The sequence below is a fragment of the Fictibacillus nanhaiensis genome (genome assembly GCF_042686385.1).
GTDB lineage: Bacteria > Bacillota > Bacilli > Bacillales > Fictibacillaceae > Fictibacillus > Fictibacillus nanhaiensis.
In genome coordinates, this window is the sequence record NZ_JBHUPF010000005.1 from 187,049 (window position 1) to 206,520 (window position 19,472).

Consider the following 19,472-nt stretch of genomic DNA (forward strand, 5'->3'; position numbering starts at 1 on the left):
CTAGTCGTATGTCTACTCTATCTCTTCCCACACCTGCCGAAAGTAAACTTTGTTGTGTTCACAAACAAAAAAAGCAGGAACAGCTCCTGCTTTTTCTAATCACTTATTAAACTCCAGGAAACCATCCTGGTGCATTCAACACTGCATTCCATAATGGATCTGGTACGACTAGTTCATCTTGCTTCGTTTTATCAAGTTTCGTGACGATCTCAGACTCTTTGCCTTGTTCGATCTTTTGTACCCAGTCTGGATCAATAATCAGCTCACGCCCTAAAGCAATCAATGGCACTCCTGATTCCAATGCTTTTATCGCATCATCTGCCGTATAGATGGAGCCTACTCCCATAACGGGTACACGGTCGCCCACTCTTTCGTTAATAATCTCAATGCGTGAACGTGTATCTTCAACGCCTCTTCTAGGTTCAGACCAGAAATCCATTACAGAAACATGAAGATAATCTAATTTCTTAGCACTAAGCGCATCAACAAGTGCTAATGTATCAGCCATCGTAATTCCCGGTGTTTCAGGTTCTTCTGGCGAGAAGCGATAGCCTACAATAAATGAGTCATCTCCATGTTCAGCTACTGCCTTTTTCACTGAATCTACAACCGCTAACGGAAACGCCATACGCTTTTCTAATGAGCCACCCCATTGATCTTCACGGCGGTTCGCGTGTGGAGAAAAGAACTGCTGAATCAGATAACCGTTCGCACCGTGGATTTCAACACCGTCATAGCCAGCTTCAATCGCACGTCGAGTAGTTTCACCAAAATCACGAATGATAGAAGCTACTTCTTCTGAAGTTAGTTCACGCGGCACAGTTTTCCCTTCACCTGAAGGAATATTGCTTGCACTCACAACATCTCCGTTAACAAGTTCAGGCGGCACTTCGCGACCACCATGGAAAATCTGAAGAATTGCCTTTGACCCTTTTGCTTTTATGGCAGAAGCTAGGCGACGAAGACTCGGAATCATGTCATCCGAATCTCCAGCGAACTCTCCCGGAAATCCTTTACCGTTAGCCGTAACATTCGTACAAGCTGTGATCACCATTCCAACACCTTCAGAACGGCGCTCATAGTAGCGAATTTCTTCATCAGTTACAGTACCGTCATCATTTGAAGAAAAATTTGTCATCGGTGCCATAACAACACGGTTCTTAAGTTCAACTCCATTTTTAAAACGATAAGATTCAAACAATGGTGCATATTTTTTATTCATCATGTTTGTCTTTCACCTCTTATTTTTATTGGGCTATTTTTTAAATCGTTTGTGCTTTATCATTATTCCTTAAAACTTCTATGAAAGTTAATTGGAGTGCAAGGATGCGAGACTCCTGGGGGATCAGTGTGCCAGGTGAGACTCTTATCTGCGCAGAGCGCTAAGAGGCTCACCGCACGCCCCCCGGAAAGCGAGCATTCTGGAACGGAAATTAACCACATACATTACTAACTATGAAATAGCCCGAATTATAACTTCTTTTTTTAAAGTAACTATTATAATAATGCCCTCAGTTTCCAAATGCAAAAAATACGCTTCTGGTTTTAAGAATAATTTATAAAGGGAACAGTATACTTCTAAGAAATATAGACAACTCCTTACACGATTCCCACTACAACCCAGGAGGTAAATCATGAAAAAATCCAGTATCGCCGTCTTTATCATTATTTTTGCTCTGTTCTATGTTTCCAGTTTCCTATTTCCAGTCGATCGCGAGTGGTATGATGCACTGAACAAACCATCATGGACTCCTTCCGGACAAACGATCGGTATCATTTGGGCTGTTCTGTTCTTTTTTATTGCTCTATCAGCGACTCTTATCTACAATCAATACGGTTTCAAACCCATTGGCTTTTGGATTCTATTTGCGATCAACTATGTGTTCAACCAAGCTTTCGGTTATTTTCAGTTTACACAAAAAGATTTATTCGCAGCGAGCATCGACGCTCTTTTGATTGCGGTGACGACTTTACTTTTGGTCATTTATGGGAGTCGTTTAAGAAAAGTTTCAGGATGGTTGCTTATTCCTTATCTTCTCTGGAGCTCATTTGCTACCTACTTATCATGGACCATATATAGCATGAATGCCTAACAAAAAGAGATCTAACCTTTAAAAGGCTAGATCTCTTTTATTATGTTCCAGAAATCGCTACATATTGATTCTGAAGAACAAATCGATTGTTCTCCCATCCTAGCGTATTCACTACATACCCGAGGGCGTCTGCGTTATATAAGCCTGCAATCTTTTGATAAGCAGAAAGTTCGTAAACTCCGTCATAATTGAAATCGATGGGATAGAGACCACTCAAAGGATTTACAAAGCCGGTGATTGGTTTCTTCAGTTTTCCGTTCCCATCATATATTTCATTTAAATACTCTTTGTCTCGTTTTGATAGATCAATGATATACGTTTTCTTATTACGTTTACTTACAACTCGAACTTTGTAGTTATTCTCATAGATCACATCATATTCATAAGCAGCATTGTAGGCGTTAAAATTAAACAATTCCTGTGGAGTGCTCCCGATAAAGGAGTATACATAATGATACATGAATCCTCCGCTGCCACCAGAATTGATGCTGACCAACACATCAGATACACCGTTACCTGTAAAATCTCCTAAGAACAAAGTGGGGTTGTATCCAGCATTATCAGAGAGAGGTACTCTTGTCTGAGCCCCTGTTCTTCCGTTCTTTACAAAAAGCGTAATGTTCTCAATAAATGGGCTATCCTGACCCTTCGTACCTGTTAGATATACATCGTCTGGTATACGATCTCCAGTCACATCTCCCTTAGCGAACGCAACAACATTCGGAGTAACTCTATAGTTGTAATGGTTATACATAACATGCTCCTTGTCAGATAAAGTTACTATCATGTTATGGGCACATGACGGGAATGACACAACAAAAAAAGCCCGTGTCACATGGAATCATTCCATATAACACGGAGACTGGTTATTGCTTATTCTCATAAACATCACGTTTAGAATGAAATCTGTCCTTAATAATGGTTTCTTCAATATTCCCTTTATCAACCGCGATCGGTGACAACAAAACAGAAGGAACCTCAATTTTACCGTTGTTTATCTTTCGTTCTGTTTTTATCGTTTCTCCTTTTGCCATCTTCACTGCCAATTCTGCCGCTTTTTCTGATAAAGACTGAATTGGTTTATACACCGTCATCAGTTGCGTTCCTCGCACGATTCGCTGGACGCCAGCAAGCTCAGCATCTTGTCCTGAGACCGGAATTTTTCCTGCGAGTCCCTGTGCTTCAAGGGCTTGTATAACACCACCTGCGGTAGCATCGTTTGCTGCGATCACCGCATGAATCTTATTGTTGTTAGCTTTCAGTGCCGACTCCATATTTTTAAAGGCATTAGCAGGCGTCCAGTCTTTGGACCATTGATCGTACACAACCGTTATCACCCCTTTATCAATCAAAGGCTGTAGAACTCGGAAAACCCCTTTCTTAAACAAATGTGCATTGTTATCCGTTTCAGCTCCCCCTATATACACGTACTTCCCATTTGGAACGAGCTTTGTTATCGCAAGCGCTTGAAGCTCACCAACCTTCTCATTGTCGAATGATACGTACATATCGAGATCTGCATTTTTGACTAGACGGTCGTATGCCATCACCTTTATGCCTGCTGAATGTGCTTTATTGACGATCGTCGCCATAGCTTCAGCGTTATGAGGAACAACGACTAGAAGGTCGACCTCATTATGGATGAGCGTTTCAGCTTGTGCAATCTGCAGAGAGTCATCACCATTTGCTGCAAGAATCTCTACCTCTGCTCCTAGATTCTCTACGGCTTTCTTGAAGAGCTCTTTATCCTTGAGCCACCGTTCTTCCAGTAACGTATCCATGGAAAACCCAATCTTAATCTTTTCCTCGTTCATTGTCCCACTGCCCACTTTTTCACTTTTTGAAGGAATCGCTTTTCCAAGTGTCTCTTTACTCGTACTGCTCTTGTCGCACCCTGAAGCACATATCAAAGCAATGAATAACAGGACGAGGCATGTACGATTTATGAATCTTTTCATGAAAGATGCTCCTTTACGTACCTTCATCCTTTTTTCCCAAGAACAGTCCTACGGTATTCAGTCGGTGAAAGCGCAACCATTTTTTTGAACACTTTGCTGAAATAGTTAGGTTCGTGATATCCGACTTCAAACGTAATTTCTTTTAGGCTTTTTTCTGGATCTGCCATCAGTTTCTTCGCCTTTTCAATTCGACATTCTGTCAGAAAATCAATATAGTTGATTCCTAGCTTTTCTTTGAACATCTTACTAATATAGATTGGGCTCAAACCTACTTTTCTTCCTAACGTCTCAAGTGAGATATCTTCATGCGAATGTTTAACGATATATTGTTTGATCTGATGAATCGTATCGGCTTCAAGCTGTTCATAATGTTCTCCGTATGAAGTCCGCATCTGTTTTAATAGATGGTCTGATTCAGAACGAAGCTGACGGTAGTCTTGAGATTGATAGGAAAAGAAAGGCGTTTCCGTTTCTACTCCCATTTCGCTCATCACTCTTGCAGCGACCCAAAGCAACTCAAGAACACGCTGCTGCGTTTGGAGTAAATCTGTCCCTTCATTCTCGCACCGTTGGATTAAATCCATTATCTTTTTAAGAACCTCATCCCACTTGCCTAACCTGATTTCATCTAAAAACTGTTTTTCACGCTGTTTGGATTGAAGTTTGTTCTCTGTACCTCCAAGCACTGGAACATCATGATAAAAACGATATTTCACAGGCAAGGAGGAATCCATCGTGGCAATAAGAGATTCTTGATAAGACTGCCGAACTTGATCTAAAGAATCACAGACGTTTCCGATCCCAACGAACCATTCATCGTTAGAACTTACTTTTTTCAGTGAGAGAATATCTTTTGCAAGAGAAATCGCTTGCGAACGAAACGAACAGTCTGGTTTACGAAAAACGATAATAGGAAGCTGACGGCCATACAAAGCACCAACCCACCCACTCGCAGATTTTCTAACCTTTTCTTTGATTAACGAATAGAGGTTTTCTCCGCTTTGTGGGAGGAGAATACTCATCACAAAAGGTTCATGAGTGGAAGAGATGTCGAGCATATCTACGAGCATATCCAAATGAACGTCATGTACATGATCGAACAAAAGCTGCGTGACAACATCTGTTTCAACGAGCGGTAGCGTACTTTCCAAAACCTTAAGCGACCTCTGTTCTTCTGTAATTTCCATTAAAATTTTCCCGACTGTCTCCTCAATCTCACTTATCCGGCTCGGCTTCAATAAATAATCCTTCACCCCTAATTTGATCGCTTGACGAGCATAATTAAACATATCAAAAGCTGTAATCATCACAAACTTGATGAAAGGATTCGTAGATGTAATCTGCTGTATCGCTTCTAGTCCATTCATCCCTGGCATCTGAATATCCATCATTACTAAGTCGGGCTTTACTTCTGCCGCAACTTGTACAGCGATTTTCCCATTTCTCGCTTGATAGATCTCAAGTTGAGGAAATGCCTTCTGCAGAATAACTTGGAGCCCATCTCGTTCAATCTGCTCGTCATCAACGATTAAGAGTTTGAGCATGCTGTTCAACCCCCCTCGTCTTAGGAATTCGTATTACCACCTTCGTACCAATCCCGATATCACTTTGAATATCCATCAAATTTTCCATACCATAAAAAAGTCGGAGTCGCTTCACGACATTCACAAACCCAATACCTGTTGAAGCGCTGTTCGTCTCAATCCGCTCTCCTTCTAAGATCTGTATCCTAATATCCTCTGAGATCCCGGGACCGTCGTCTTCCACTTCAATTTTCACCATGTTTTCGCCATCTTTTATTCGAAGCCAAATCTGTCCGCCTTCTTCTCTTGGTTCAACCGCATAGATCACGGCGTTCTCAATAATCGGTTGCAGAGTTAGGCCAGGAATCTGAACCTCTAAACAGGAGTGATCAATATCGAGGTGAAGTGTCAGCCGATCCGTAAACCTTGCTTTTTGGATATTCATATATTGCTGAATCACCATCACTTCATCTTGAAGCGTAACGGATTTGTCTAACCACTTTAAGTTGTATCTTAAAAGACCAGCCACACTTACAAGTAGATCACTCGTTTCTTCTGACCCTTCCAAATAAGCCTTCTTCGATAGCGTATTCAACGTGTTAAATAAAAAATGTGGATTGATCTGACTTTGTAGATTCTTAAGCTGACTCTCCTGCAACAGAAGCTTGTTTTGCTGAAGTTCATGTTCAAGCTGCGCCTTCTGCTGGATTTCCTGAAACAAATTATTAATATTGATGCGCATTCGGTTAAAAGTTTGAGCAAGAAACGAGATTTCATCATTTGATTCCACTTTGATTTCTTTGTCAAACTTTCCTGCAGACAGTTCGTTCGCTGCACGTGTTAACTGCTGCACAGGTCTTGTGATGCTTAAACTAAACCAATACGTAATGACGAGCAGCAAAAGTGTAATCAGAAGCATCAGCCAAATTCCTAGTTTCTTAAATTCAGCAGATTGATCGATAATGCCTCGATAAAAAACGTCGTAAGTCTTCAGCTCTGTATCAATTAATGTTAGCGTCATTTCTGATATATATTTGGAAAGACGCGTTGCTTCTGTAAATTCTTTGTTTGAGGTCTCAGTGTCAGATTCCGCATAGAACATCAGAGAGCGATCTGTTGTTTCAATAAAACTATCAATAAGGTTCATATAATTCATGAGTGCAAACTCATTTTTCGAGTTTCTTAGTTTTCCGATTTCCAATTTTGCCATGTTAAGTTTATCTTTGCTTTTATCAAGCTTACCCAAATGGTTCTCTGACGGTTCAAGCAAGTAGTTATTAAGATCTGTGACCACTTTTTGACTCGTACTCGTCACTTCATTCATGCTTAAATAACGTTGTAAGATGTCATTGTATTGATTTTGAGTTTTTTGATTATAGTAGGTAAGCGCTATCCAAATAATGGCCATGATGATCAGAACGACTGATGCTAACATCCATATTTTTTTCTGTATTCTGTTCATCTCTCGTCCATCGCCTTTATCATTCGAATTTCACTAGAATAACCATTCGCATCAAGAGGAACGGTTTCGTTCTTCAGCCATTGCATCAAAACATCTACGCTTTTCCTCCCCATCATCTCGGGTGACTGCTCAATGACACCATCCAATTTTTTTTGGTTAAGCAATGTCATCGATTCCGATCCATCATCAAAAGAATAAATAAAATATGGCTCTACTTGTCCCCGTCTACCAATCTCTTGAATCATTGCTCCTGCCATATTGGCGTTTACGGCAATAAATCCATCCGCTTCGGGATACTGGTTCAAAAGGTCTCTTGTTTTTGCGATAACTTGCTCTCTCGCCTCAGGTGTTTCTGAATAAATTGTTTCTACGTTTGGAAAGCTTTGAAGCACCTCTTTAATACCTGAAAGCCGTTGCTCCTGATAGAACTCTTTTTGGCTATCACTTAATAAAATGACTTGCCCTTCCTGCCCCATATCAGACAACATGAGCTTGGCAATCATCACTCCAGCTAAGTGCTGATTTGATCCAACATACGTTTTTCGGAGGCTTTCAGCTTTCGGTACGTCATTTCCAACAGTAATAATAGGAATGCCATAAAATGCTGCCTTTACTTTCGTCAGTTCCTTAAAACGATCTGTATCAAGACCTTGCACGATAATACCGTCCACTTTTGATTGAATGGCAATCTCGAGCTTTTTCAAAAAATCATCCTGGTTCTTGCCGTAACTTCCCCATACTTCAAGACTTGCTCCATTTCTTTGAGCTTGTTGTTCCGCACCTTTTCCAACCTTATCCCAAAAAGGCGTATCCAACTCTTGCGTGATAAGAACGATACGAAAAGAATTTTCTTTTTGAGAAGCAGCTGCCGGCAGTTTCCAATCAGAATGAAAGACCTTTTCAGCTGTTGTAAACGTTAAATAACTAAGGAAGATACATATAATAATTAAAAAAATCAGCCCGACTTTGCGCAAGTGAAGTATCCCCTTTTTTCCGAAAATTTACTAATCTTATTTTATCATAAGAAATGTGACACACACGCTTACTCCGTTACCATTTATAGGGACTAAACTGTTGTTTAGAGTTAAAAAAGTGAAGACATCTTCGAGCATGATGTCTCCACTTTTTAGCAAACCTAATTATGAGTTAAGCTATCCTCTCTTTTTACGAGTTATTACATCAAAGAGTACAGCTGCAACCAACACGCCCCCTCTAATCATGTACTGCATGGAAACCCCAACACCAAGAAGGTTCATCCCGCTTGATAACGAAGCCATAACAATGGCACCGATGATGGCACCCGTTACTTTTCCAACTCCACCAGCTGAAGACACACCACCCACATAGGCTGCTGCGATGGCATCAAGCTCGAAAAGTGTTCCTGCTGTTGTTGTAGCGGATTGAAGACGCGAAGTAAAAAGAATCCCTGAGAGAGCAGCAAGCATTCCCATAGAACCAAACACCATGTACGTAATCTTATTTACATTGATTCCGCTTAGATGTGCAGCTTCTGGGTTACTTCCTACTGCGTAAATGTGACGGCCAAGCACCGTTTTTGTCGTTAAGAAATGGTATGCTACAACGACAAGAAGCATAATGACAACTGTCCAAGAAAAGCCGTTATAACCTGCTAGAATCCAAGTTACATAGGCGATGATCGCTGAAACAAAAACAAGTTTGAACGTAAAGATCCCTTTAGATACAACATCGAACTGATATTTAATCTTGTTGCGGCGCGTAGAAATCTCGCTATAAATGTAAAATAAGATGGAAAGTAGACCTAGAATTAGTGATAAGAGATGCAAACCGTTTACGATCATAAGTGATGGAATAAATCCGTTGCCAATCGCGTTAAACGCGTCATCTTTAATAATGATTGTTCCCGTTTTTTCCGTTACTTGTAATAGCGCACCACGGAAGATCAACATCCCTGCAAGTGTTGCTACAAACGATGGGATGGCATATTTTGCGATTAACAAACCGTTAAATAAGCCAATAAAGATTCCAAGCACAAGGATCACCGGAATCGTCACATAAACAGGCAAGCCCATCTTTGTTAAAAGGATGGCCGCGATCGCACCTAGAAATCCAGCCGCGAACCCTACAGATAGATCGATATGACGAATAACGATGACGAGTGTCATTCCTACTGCCAGTACAGCGATATAACCGGTAGAGTCTAATAGATTACTAATATTACGGGATGACATGAACAGCCCATCCGTCATGATGGAGAAAGTAAGCATAATCACAAACAGCGCGATATACATCCCATAATCACGGATATTCTCTTTCACTAACGTTCTTGCTTCATTAATAAATCCCATGTGTTAACCCCCTATTGCGTTGCAAGCTGCATGATGTTTTCTTGATTGGCTTCTTCAATCGGCAGCTCACCTTTCATTCTTCCTTCAGCCATAACGTAGACACGATCACTCATCCCGAGTACTTCACCAAGTTCAGAAGAAATCATGATAATACTCATACCTTCGCTGATTAACTGGTTCATAATTGTATAGATTTCAAACTTAGCACCTACATCGATGCCTCGTGTTGGTTCATCTAAAATCAATAGCTTCGGCCCAACGAACAGCCACTTTCCGAGCGATACCTTCTGCTGGTTTCCTCCACTTAAATTACCGACCGTTTGTTCTAGAGAAGAAGCTTTAATATACATCGAGCGCTTGTATTCTGTTGCTCTTTTTACCTCTTCATTCTCGTTGATGATACCCTTATCAGCGACAGCGTTAAGATTGGCAGCCGTTATGTTGTTCTTAATATCTTGAATGAGGAACAGTCCGTCACCTTTTCGGTCTTCTGTTACGTAAGCGATGCCTGACTTAATTGCATCACTCGTATGTTTGAACGTCTTTTCCACTCCTAAGACTTTAAGCTGACCTTCTAGTTTGTAATTTTTCGGATTACCAAACACACTCAGTGCAAGCTCCGTTCGTCCAGAGCCCATAAGTCCGGCGATCCCAACGATTTCTCCTTTTTTTACATGAAAGTCAATATCTCTTAAGACATGTCTAGCAAGCTCAGTACTATAAGCAGACCAGTTGTTCAGTTCTAGTATCGTTTCACCAATCTTCTTATGAGGTCTCTTCGGATAAATATCTTCAATATCCCGTCCGACCATGTTTTTAATGATCATGTTCTCTGAGATTTCTCCGCTAGAACCATCAAGCGTACAGATTGTTTTCCCATCACGCAGCACCGTCGCTTGGTCGGCAATAGATATGACTTCCTTTAGTTTGTGGGAGATCATAATACTCGTGATGCCCTGTTTCTTCAGCTCACCTAGAAGTTTCAACAAATTCTCACTGTCATCTTCATTCAGCGCGGCGGTCGGTTCATCTAGGATAAGCAGCTTAACGTCCTTACTTAACGCTTTAGCGATTTCAACCAACTGCTGTTTTCCTACACTCAAATCCTTCACGAGTGTTTCAGGACTAACATCGAGCCCTACGCGCTTTAGCATTTTCTTAGCTTCAGCAATCGTTTTGTTCCAGTCCACTAAGTTTCCTCGTTTGACTTCATTGCCTACAAAAATATTTTCATAAACCGTGAGATCCGGAAATAAGGCTAACTCCTGATAGATGATAACGATGCCGGTTTGCACACTGTCACTGATCTTATTGAACTGCTGAACACTGCCTTCGAACACGATATCTCCTTCATACGTTCCATAAGGATAAACACCACTTAGCACTTTCATCAGCGTGGATTTTCCTGCTCCGTTTTCTCCGATCAAGCAGTGTATCTCGCCTTTTCTTACTTTAAAATTTACATTGCTGAGCGCTTTCACTCCGGTAAACGATTTGGAGATCTCGTTCATCTCCAAAATATATCCGCTCATCATGATCCCTCCAATTAGCCACTCCACTGACTTCATTGTGAAAAATAGTGATAGACATAGGATCTATCACTATTTCTCGTCCTACTATTTTCTTATTCAAGCCCTGTAAAATCGTCGGCTTTATAATAATCAGAATCAATAAGTTCTTTCTTCACGTTGTCTTTGTTCACAACGATTACGTTCGTTTGTTTTGCTTTTACTTCAACGTTTCCATTGTCATAAGAACCCGTTGTTTCTGGCTTCTTCTCATCAAGGATCTCAACTGCCATTCCCATTGCATCCTTAACGAGTGTACGAACATCCTTAAATACAGTCATCGATTGTTTGCCGTCAATAACATATTGAATGGAAGCTTTCTCTGCATCCTGACCTGTAACGAGGTAGCTAGAAACCGCGCTGTCTGATCCAAATACATCTGCGATCGAACGAGCTGTTCCATCGTTTGGAGCAAGAATAGCCACATCACCTTTTAAGTCTGCCTTAGCAGCCGTCAAATGTGTTTGCGCTTTGTTCTTCGCTTCGTTTGCATCCCAGTTCGTTGTTACTTGGCCGATGATCTTGCTCAGCTCATCGCGAGAAAGTTCGGCTTTGTCTTTTAAGGCTTCCGCTTCACTAGAGTTAGCGATCTTGAATGTGCCGTCAGCAATCTTAGGCTGAAGCACTTTCCAAGCTCCTTCAAAGAATAAAAATGCATTGTTATCAGAAGCCGCTCCAGCATAAAGGTAAAGCGGAGTGTTAGATCCTTTAGCGTTGTCGATCAAGTATTGACCTTGTGCAGCACCAACTGCCAAGCTGTCAAACGTTACATAATAATCAACGGCATCCGTATTCGTGATCAAACGGTCATACGCAATAACCGTGATGTCATCTTTTTTTGCTGCTTCAACAGCTGCAGCAGCTGCATCTCCGTCTTGTGGACAGATAATAAGAACGTCGATTCCTTTGTTGATTAATGTTTCAACGTTTTCTTTTTCCTTTGCAGAAGATCCTTGGCTGAACAGAATCTCAGTCGTGTAGTCTGTTCCTTTTAATGCATCCTTAAATCTTTGCTCGTCCTGCACCCATCTTGGCTCATCTTTCGTAGGTAAGACGATCCCCACGCTTACCTCGCTATTGCTGTCACTGCAACCAGCTGCAACAAGCATAAGCATGACAACAGCGAGCATCAGAGATAGTAATTTACTTTTCTTCATCATTAGTTCCCCCTTTAAAAGTACTTACAAGCTAATTATAGCTACGAAAAAAGCGTGTTTGAAAGCGCTATCATTAGCACTTTATTAACATCGTCTGTACTTTTTTAACTAAGGGGTATTATTTTTAGCAACAAAGAAGACAACGCCAATAGATCAGCGTTGTCTTCTTCACTATTATTTATTTCGCATTCTCATCCGGCTGATGAATGCCGAAAATATTGCCTTCTGTATCGATGAAGTATCCTTGCCAAGCCATTCCTGGGAGCGCGTACTTTGGCATCGCTACTTTTCCACCTTGCTCTAAAATCTTTGCTTCTGTTTCATCATAGCTTTCAACACCCATCGTACAAGCATATCCGTTTAATGCTTGATTCGGTTCAGGTGGCGGACTCTGCCTTTGCATGAGTGCCCCGTTGATCCCCATTTCTTTATCGTCTCCAGTCACTGCACCGTAATAAGGCATTCCGGCGTATTCACTCCAATCTTGGAACGACCAGCCGAACACCTCACCGTAAAACTTCATTGCCCGCTCCATATCATCCACATGAATTTCAAAATGCACTAATCTGCCCATGAGTAACCTCCTGATTTTTTTATAATAAAACCACTAATGTCATTCCATGCACTTCGTCAAAATTCCTTTTTAACAAAGAAAATGGCGTTAACAAAAAAGGCACCCTCAAAGCTAAACAACGTTTCAGGTGCCATCTATTTATGCTGCTTTTTGAATATTGATTTCTTTACCTTCTTTACGCCATTCTTTGTACTCAGCTGCAGCTGTAAACAGTACATCTGTTGAAGAATTTAGTGCTGTTTCGAAAGAATCTTGTAAAACGCCTATGATAAAGCCGACTCCAACTACTTGCATCGCCACATCACCTGGAATTCCAAAGAGACTACACGCCAGAGGAATCAACAACAAGGATCCTCCTGCAACCCCTGAAGCACCACAAGCACATACAGCGGATAGAACACTTAGTAGAATAGCTGTTCCAAGATCGACTTGGATGTTAAGAGTATGAACGGCAGCAAGAGTCAGGACAGAGATCGTAACTGCAGCCCCTGCCATATTAATCGTCGCACCTAATGGGATGGAAACAGAATAATTATCCTTGTCCAGACCAAGCTTCTCACATAACTTCATGTTTACAGGAATGTTAGAAGCGGAGCTACGTGTGAAGAATGCTGTGATCCCACTTTCTTTCAAGCATTTGAAAACAAGCGGGTACGGATTTTGGCGGATTGCTGTAAACACAATAAGTGGATTCACAACCAACGCAACAAATACCATACAACCAATTAATAGTCCTAACAATTTACCATAACTCAATAATGAATCGATACCATTCGACGTTATCGATTCAACGACTAGTCCCATGATTCCTAGCGGTGCAAATTTAATGACCCAAGTCACTAGTTTGGCTACAGCGTCAGAAACGTTTGAGATCATCGTTTTTGTTGTTTCCTGTGCACTTCTTAAAGCAAGACCTAAAAGTACTGCCCATGCCAAGATACCGATATAGTTCGCGTTAACTAAAGCGTTAAATGGATTATCGACTACGTTCATCAATAATGTTTTGAGTACTTCAACCACGCCACCCGGAGGAGTCACACCTTCTGCTCCTTTTCCAAGTGTAAGACCTACTGGGAAGATAAAGCTAGCAACAACCGCAACCAACCCTGCTAGAAAAGTTCCTATAAGATATAGAGAAATAATAGCTTTCATGTTCGTCTGATGCCCTGCTTTATGCTGGGCGATCGCTGACATAACTAAAAATAATACTAAAACAGGTGCGATTGCTTTTAGTGCACCTACAAACAATGTTCCAAAAATAACAACAGGTTTTGCTGCTTGCGGAATCGCTAAAGCTAAGATAATACCTACAATTAATCCAATAAAGATTTGTTTAACAAGACTTAGCTGATTCCACTTTTTCATTATACGTTTCATAGATGTCATCACCAATCTAGTTAGAATTGTAAAGCTGTTAATCTGAATAAACCTGTAGTAAGATATGCTTTAACCGGTAGGACCATTGAATCATAACAAATTTCATCCACCTGAAAAAGACAATTGTCTTTCTATTAAGTAGTATTATAGTAAGTATTTCGGCTTAATACAATGTATTTATAAAAGTTGTAATCATTTGAATATTTAGATAATCTTAGACTCGTTCTTTTACAGAAATGAAAGCCTCAGGATTGAATTCCTGAGGCTTTCATTTCTATTCCTTTTATTAATGGTCTATCAATGAATACCAACCGCATCAAAGCCTGCGTTAACTGCAGTTACTTCTGCACTTCCTGATCCATAAAGATCGGTTGCAGCTTGTACGATGGCTTGACGAGCTTCACTGAAATTAGAATTCGATGTTAAGTAGACCGATAGAGCACGGTAATATATTTTACCTAATTTTTCTCTACCAAGCTCCTCACCAATCAGATAGGCAGCATGATTCGTAATAGAAGAGTTCACATGTACACCACCATTATCTACATTCAGTGGCATGTTATAATATTCATCCATATGTGCTGGATAAACGCCACTGCCATATGCTGCTCTTTGTGGGTTGCTGACCACAACACTGTTCGGGTCGCTTAAGCTACGCAATCTCGTTACACCATCTGCTTTTGCAGCTGGTGCCATAATGTCCTCACCCATCTCCCAATCACTATCATCAACAAGCGCACCAAAAACGTCAGCGAATGATTCATTAAGTGCTCCGGATTGATTACGGTAAGCTAGATTCGCGGTATGCGTAATCACACCATGTGTCATTTCATGGGCCGCAACATCAAGACCTGCTGATAATGGAATGAAGAATTCACCGTCACCATCTCCATAGGCCATATAACGTCCATTCCAGAATGCATTATTGTAATCGACTCCCATGTGTACATAGGAATTGATCGCCATACCTTCTCCATCCAAAGAATTCCGGCCATGCTCATTTAAATAATAGTCATACACCTTTTCAGAATTATAGTGTGCATCAACAGCCGCTCGGTCATAGTCACTCGTAAAGGAAGCAGAATTTCCAGTATATATCTTATCATTACTAGAGTCCCAATCACTTGTGGCATCATACGTAAAAATTCCTTCAAGATTTCCATGTGAGTAATCTGCTAATGCAAACCTTGTTCCAGATTGCGGTTCTTTCACTCGTGTAATATGTAATTTTCTATGTTCACCATTAACGCCAAGGCCAGAGCCTGTTTGCGTTTTATGTTCATCAGCATGCATGAGCCCATTAAATTGATCGATGACATTCCCTGTTTTAGCATCTACAAATACAAACCAGTTTCCAGGTTCTTCACCCATAAAGTTAACGTTCACTTTGTATGCCAGGTGGTTTTTGTTTTCAAACGGATAGATAACAAGCTCGGTTGACGGTTCAGCAATTAGTTCTTTCGGCGCCTTAACAGAAGCTAAAGCTGTTTGAAGAGCTTTCTCACTGGTTAATGAGGATGCTGTAGCGACAGTTTCATTGGAAATCGTCTGATTGGTTCTTCCGTTAACAGAAACAATTTCATTATTTTTGTTATAGTGAACAATAACTTCAGAACCTTCTACTGAAAACCCATTGACTGCCTGATTAAAGCGAATATGAGTCATACCCAATTCATCTTTCTGCACATCATTTACTTTTAAATGCTTCTCTGGATTTTGAATCCCAGTTTTATCTTGAATTTTCTTTAAGTAATTTATTGCGTTAGAAGAACTGCTGGAGGAAAACTTCTCCGCATTTCGTTCCTTCACAAAGAATGGAACATTCGCTTTCTCGTTCCATTCCTTTAATGCTTGTACATGGCTAACCTTGCTAGATTCTAGCGGCAGAGCCAAGACATTCATTGGTATAGAACCTACCAATAAGGCAGATGACAGAATGACAGGAGCAATAAGCTTTTTCTTCAAAATACGTTACCTCCTATTAATTGGATAACATCATTATAAAGAATAGCCAGTCTATTCGAATGAATAATAAGAATTATTTTAATATTCAAACTAATAGGGGTAAAAGTGGTTTAGGTATAAACTACCAACTCCCTTATGTTGTGAATGAATTGGCTCTTTTCAAACAAAAAGAAGGAATAGAGAGGCCATTTCCCCTCCTTTCCCTTCCTTAATAAATATGTATTTTTAGATAATCGTTTCGTACATGTATATATTGGGCTACATTACTTTTGAACTAACTTTATAAAAGATTGAGGTTAGGACATGTCGTACTACTCAGATTCAATAACTCGTGCCACTTCATGCCCGCACTTTTTACACTTGCCTTTTAGAACCACTCCAAATCGAGCATCTTCTATCGTAAAACTTTCAATCGTTGTAACACCTGAACAATTTGTGCAAAAGACATTATTAATTAAGCGACTTCTAATCTCTTTAGGAATAGAAAGCCACCTTTTATTGGCCTCCATATTAAAACCTCTATTCTTAAATAATTTAATAAAAAATTCAGATACTCAAAAATAGACCATTCAAAACTAAAACTGTTTCCAATGTCCTTCTGAGATCACCTCTACCTCACCATCAATCACTTTAATGGCGGTATCATCGTTAATAGCATACGCTGGGCCCTGTAACGCAGCAGCCCATTGTTCTGCAGCGGCCATGGTGTTGTCCGGCAGCATCTCGTGATCAACATGTGGAAAGATTGAAAAATTGACAAATCCAAGTGCTTTATCTTCACCGGTCGGTGGAGTCCAACCAACGAATTCTTCCCCAATCTTAGGTGTCATCACCATACTTCCTGCGCTCATACCCACATAAACGGCACGAAGAGTCGGTAAAAGCTCCGCAACCCCAGACTGCTGCATCCAATGGTAAAGATAGAGAGCATCTCCACCCGATACCAATAAGACGTCCGCCTCCTGTACGAGCGGCACCCAGCGTTCTTTGTCAATGCTTGGCAGCGCTGTAAGCTCGAGCACACCAACTGACTTCCAACCTAGGTTGACCATAGGGTTCTCTTCTCTCCCGCTGATAAATTCCCAAGCTTTCACACCTGGTCCTACCCAGGGATGTCCGTACATTGCGGTAGGTATACAAAGGGCATTGCATTCAGCAATCGGCTTGTCCAACATATTAACGAGCGCCTCATGTATGCTTTTGTTATTCACGCCACCTGATGTGAGCAGTAATTTCATAACGGAACGCCTCCTCGAATCTTTTAGTATGATTTATAATTCTACAAGAACGATCACCTTCCTCTAGTTGAATGCCGGACTACAATCCTATTAAGAACAAAAAAACAGTATGAAACACGTCTGGTCTCATACTGTTTTTTAAATGTTTATATGCTATTACAGTTCTAAGTTATCAAGCAACGCTCTCACTTCATCCGTTGATTTCGTGTTCATCAACTGATTTCGTAATTCGGCCGCCCCAGGGAATCCTTTTACATAGATTTTGAAAAAGCGGTGAAGTCCTGTGATAGAACGCGGCACTTCTTCTGCGTATTGATCTTGAAGGTCAAGCTGCAGTCGTAATAGATCAAGATATTCCTTGCTGCTGTGCTCTCTCGGCTCTTTTTCAAAAGCAAATGGATTCTTAAAGATTCCACGTCCGATCATGACGCCATCGATACCGTACTTTTCTGCAAGTTCTAGCCCAACTTGACGGTCCGGAATGTCTCCATTGATCGTTAAAAGCGTATCTGGTGCGATTCGATCACGCAGCTTTTTAATCTCAGGAATAAGCTCCCAATGGGCATCTACAAGACTCATTTCCTCTCTTGTGCGTAAATGAATAGAAAGGTTCGCAATATCCTGCTCTAAAATATGCGTAAGCCACGCTTCCCACTCATCAACCTCTTTAAAACCAAGTCGTGTTTTCACGCTAACAGGCAGTCCGCCCGCTTTAGCCGCCTGAATCAATTCCGCCGCTACATCTGGACGTAGAATAAGGCCGCTTCCTTTTCCTCTTTGTGCAACATTCGGTACAGGGCAGCCCATGTTAATGTCGATTCCTTTAAAGCCCATCTCTTTCATGCCAATACTCATTTGACGGAAATATTCAGGGTTATCTCCCCATATATGTGCCACCATCGGCTGTTCATCTTCTGTAAACGTCAAACGACCGCGAACACTTTTTAATCCTTCTGGATGACAATAGCTATCCGAGTTGGTAAATTCCGTAAAAAACACATCTGGTCGCCCAGCTTTACTTACGACATGACGAAAAACAACATCTGTAACATCCTCCATCGGAGCAAGTACAAAAAATGGACGCGGTAAATCACGCCAAAAATTATCTATCATTAATGCTCAAATCCTCTCACTATAGTGCAACTTCAAAATCCCGGTTAAATAAATATTCTTTTACACTTATAACATGATTGTTAGCTCAATATCAATCACTGCACATGTATAATTTATGGAAAATGGATAATGTACGAAAAAAGCCTCATCCCAAGGGAATAAGGCTTCATGTATGACTCTAAATAATTTGGTCATTTAATTCTTGTATAAATAACCCATTCTCTTCAGTTCCTCGTATACGATCCAAGAAAACTTTTTTCTTCCCTCACTGTTTAAATGATCGGGATCAATGAAATATTCTTTGTTGTTTACGAATCTTTGATCACTCATATAATTTAAAAATGGAACATCTAGATTTAGGGCTTCTAAATGCTGATAAACAAGTCTATCCATTACGTTTTCATCAAAATATTCTAGGTAAGACTGATGTACTGGCTCCATGGTCAATACGACTTGGTAGCCTTTCTCGCTGCAATAATCTACAATTTCTTCTAACTGCTTTACATTTGGTTCGATGTTATTGTTTTCAATTGCTTCCTGGTATTGGTGTTCTATTTTCTCATACTTTCTTTCCGAATAATCTTTACCATTATTTGACCAAGGTTGATGAGAATCCCATCTTAAGTCTTTTAATTTACCCGTGATTGCAGAGCTAAGACTCGCCGTATTTGTCCCAGGTAAGTTCAAGTAAGTGTAATAATCAATGATATTATACGGTTCAATATCACTTTGATCCAAAATCCTATAATAGTTCCCGATGTTCTTAGCCTCAGAATTGGCGAAAGTCATTTGAGAGATGGAAACGAGAACGACACCACCAGGTTTAAGATGCTCGCCATACTCTTTCAATAATTTATAGTCGTATTGAATGGTCTGAGAAGGAAGCGCTAAGTCCAGATGGGACAAACCAGTGGGCTTAAAATAATAACCATACATCGAATGAGATGCACCTAGATTAATGATATCAACAGGGTGTGGTTCTTTCTTAAATGCCAGTATGTCATGGTCAATATTGTAATCATACGAATCCTTAACAAATTGATTGATAGGCATAAAAAGCAGAATTACCACACCGATGATAATTGTTAACTTGATGAATAAACGTACCATAGCAAAT

17 protein-coding genes are annotated in these 19,472 nt (G+C 40.5%); 1 reads left to right on the forward strand and 16 read right to left on the reverse strand.

The window, feature by feature from the left end:
* Window positions 1–106 precede the first annotated feature (106 nt).
* On the reverse strand, window positions 107–1,225 hold the full coding sequence (locus tag ACFS5O_RS03565) for an NADH-dependent flavin oxidoreductase (protein WP_205724362.1): 1,119 nt from the start codon (window positions 1,223–1,225) through the stop codon (window positions 107–109).
* Between the two features lie 409 nt (window positions 1,226–1,634).
* On the opposite strand from ACFS5O_RS03565, the gene ACFS5O_RS03570 reads away from it, so the two are divergent.
* Complete coding sequence (locus ACFS5O_RS03570; protein WP_205724361.1) at window positions 1,635–2,093, forward strand: TspO/MBR family protein; 459 nt, start codon at window positions 1,635–1,637, stop codon at window positions 2,091–2,093.
* Between the two features lie 40 nt (window positions 2,094–2,133).
* On the opposite strand, the gene ACFS5O_RS03575 is transcribed toward ACFS5O_RS03570, so the two are convergent.
* The 15 genes from ACFS5O_RS03575 to ACFS5O_RS03645 all read right to left on the reverse strand — a co-directional run bounded on the left by ACFS5O_RS03575 (window position 2,134) and on the right by ACFS5O_RS03645 (window position 19,465).
* A complete protein-coding gene (locus ACFS5O_RS03575; protein ID WP_205724360.1) occupies window positions 2,134–2,847 on the reverse strand; it encodes a VCBS repeat-containing protein in 714 nt (237 codons plus the stop codon).
* A 112-nt stretch (window positions 2,848–2,959) separates the two neighbouring features.
* Window positions 2,960–4,078, reverse strand: a complete 1,119-nt coding sequence (gene xylF, locus ACFS5O_RS03580; RefSeq protein WP_379838667.1) for a D-xylose ABC transporter substrate-binding protein — start codon at window positions 4,076–4,078, stop codon at window positions 2,960–2,962.
* On the reverse strand, window positions 4,075–5,595 hold the full coding sequence (locus ACFS5O_RS03585; RefSeq protein ID WP_205724358.1) for a response regulator: 1,521 nt from the start codon (window positions 5,593–5,595) through the stop codon (window positions 4,075–4,077). The genes xylF and ACFS5O_RS03585 overlap by 4 nt, the downstream gene beginning before the upstream one ends.
* Window positions 5,573–7,036: a sensor histidine kinase gene (locus ACFS5O_RS03590; protein ID WP_205724357.1), complete on the reverse strand. Its 1,464-nt coding sequence runs from the start codon at window positions 7,034–7,036 to the stop codon at window positions 5,573–5,575. The genes ACFS5O_RS03585 and ACFS5O_RS03590 overlap by 23 nt, the downstream gene beginning before the upstream one ends.
* A complete protein-coding gene (locus ACFS5O_RS03595) occupies window positions 7,033–8,010 on the reverse strand; it encodes a sugar ABC transporter substrate-binding protein (protein WP_205724356.1) in 978 nt (325 codons plus the stop codon). Before ACFS5O_RS03595 ends, ACFS5O_RS03590 begins: the two co-directional genes overlap by 4 nt.
* 177 nt (window positions 8,011–8,187) lie before the next feature.
* Entirely contained in the window at window positions 8,188–9,363 is a 1,176-nt protein-coding gene (locus ACFS5O_RS03600) for a sugar ABC transporter permease (protein ID WP_205724355.1), read from the reverse strand.
* Between the two features lie 11 nt (window positions 9,364–9,374).
* Window positions 9,375–10,895 carry an ATP-binding cassette domain-containing protein gene (locus ACFS5O_RS03605; RefSeq protein ID WP_205724354.1) on the reverse strand — a complete coding sequence of 507 codons (1,521 nt, stop codon included), beginning with the start codon at window positions 10,893–10,895 and terminating at the stop codon, window positions 9,375–9,377.
* 92 nt (window positions 10,896–10,987) lie between these two features.
* Entirely contained in the window at window positions 10,988–12,091 is a 1,104-nt protein-coding gene (locus ACFS5O_RS03610) for a sugar ABC transporter substrate-binding protein (RefSeq protein ID WP_066390871.1), read from the reverse strand.
* A 175-nt stretch (window positions 12,092–12,266) separates the two neighbouring features.
* The gene (locus ACFS5O_RS03615) at window positions 12,267–12,662 is read right to left on the reverse strand and encodes a VOC family protein (protein ID WP_205724353.1); all 396 of its coding nucleotides are present in this window, start codon (window positions 12,660–12,662) and stop codon (window positions 12,267–12,269) included.
* A 138-nt stretch (window positions 12,663–12,800) separates the two neighbouring features.
* Window positions 12,801–14,039 carry a serine/threonine transporter SstT gene (gene sstT, locus ACFS5O_RS03620; protein WP_205724352.1) on the reverse strand — a complete coding sequence of 413 codons (1,239 nt, stop codon included), beginning with the start codon at window positions 14,037–14,039 and terminating at the stop codon, window positions 12,801–12,803.
* Window positions 14,040–14,336: 297 nt separating this feature from the next.
* Window positions 14,337–16,004 (reverse strand): M4 family metallopeptidase, encoded by a 1,668-nt coding sequence (locus ACFS5O_RS03625; protein ID WP_205724351.1) that lies wholly within the window; start codon window positions 16,002–16,004, stop codon window positions 14,337–14,339.
* Window positions 16,005–16,315: 311 nt separating this feature from the next.
* Complete coding sequence (locus tag ACFS5O_RS03630) at window positions 16,316–16,513, reverse strand: hypothetical protein (RefSeq protein ID WP_205724350.1); 198 nt, start codon at window positions 16,511–16,513, stop codon at window positions 16,316–16,318.
* Window positions 16,514–16,579: 66 nt separating this feature from the next.
* Window positions 16,580–17,242 carry a Type 1 glutamine amidotransferase-like domain-containing protein gene (locus ACFS5O_RS03635; RefSeq protein WP_205724349.1) on the reverse strand — a complete coding sequence of 221 codons (663 nt, stop codon included), beginning with the start codon at window positions 17,240–17,242 and terminating at the stop codon, window positions 16,580–16,582.
* Between the two features lie 156 nt (window positions 17,243–17,398).
* Complete coding sequence (locus tag ACFS5O_RS03640; RefSeq protein WP_205724348.1) at window positions 17,399–18,355, reverse strand: tRNA dihydrouridine synthase; 957 nt, start codon at window positions 18,353–18,355, stop codon at window positions 17,399–17,401.
* A 195-nt stretch (window positions 18,356–18,550) separates the two neighbouring features.
* Window positions 18,551–19,465 carry a hypothetical protein gene (locus ACFS5O_RS03645; protein ID WP_205724347.1) on the reverse strand — a complete coding sequence of 305 codons (915 nt, stop codon included), beginning with the start codon at window positions 19,463–19,465 and terminating at the stop codon, window positions 18,551–18,553.
* Window positions 19,466–19,472: the final 7 nt, after the last annotated feature.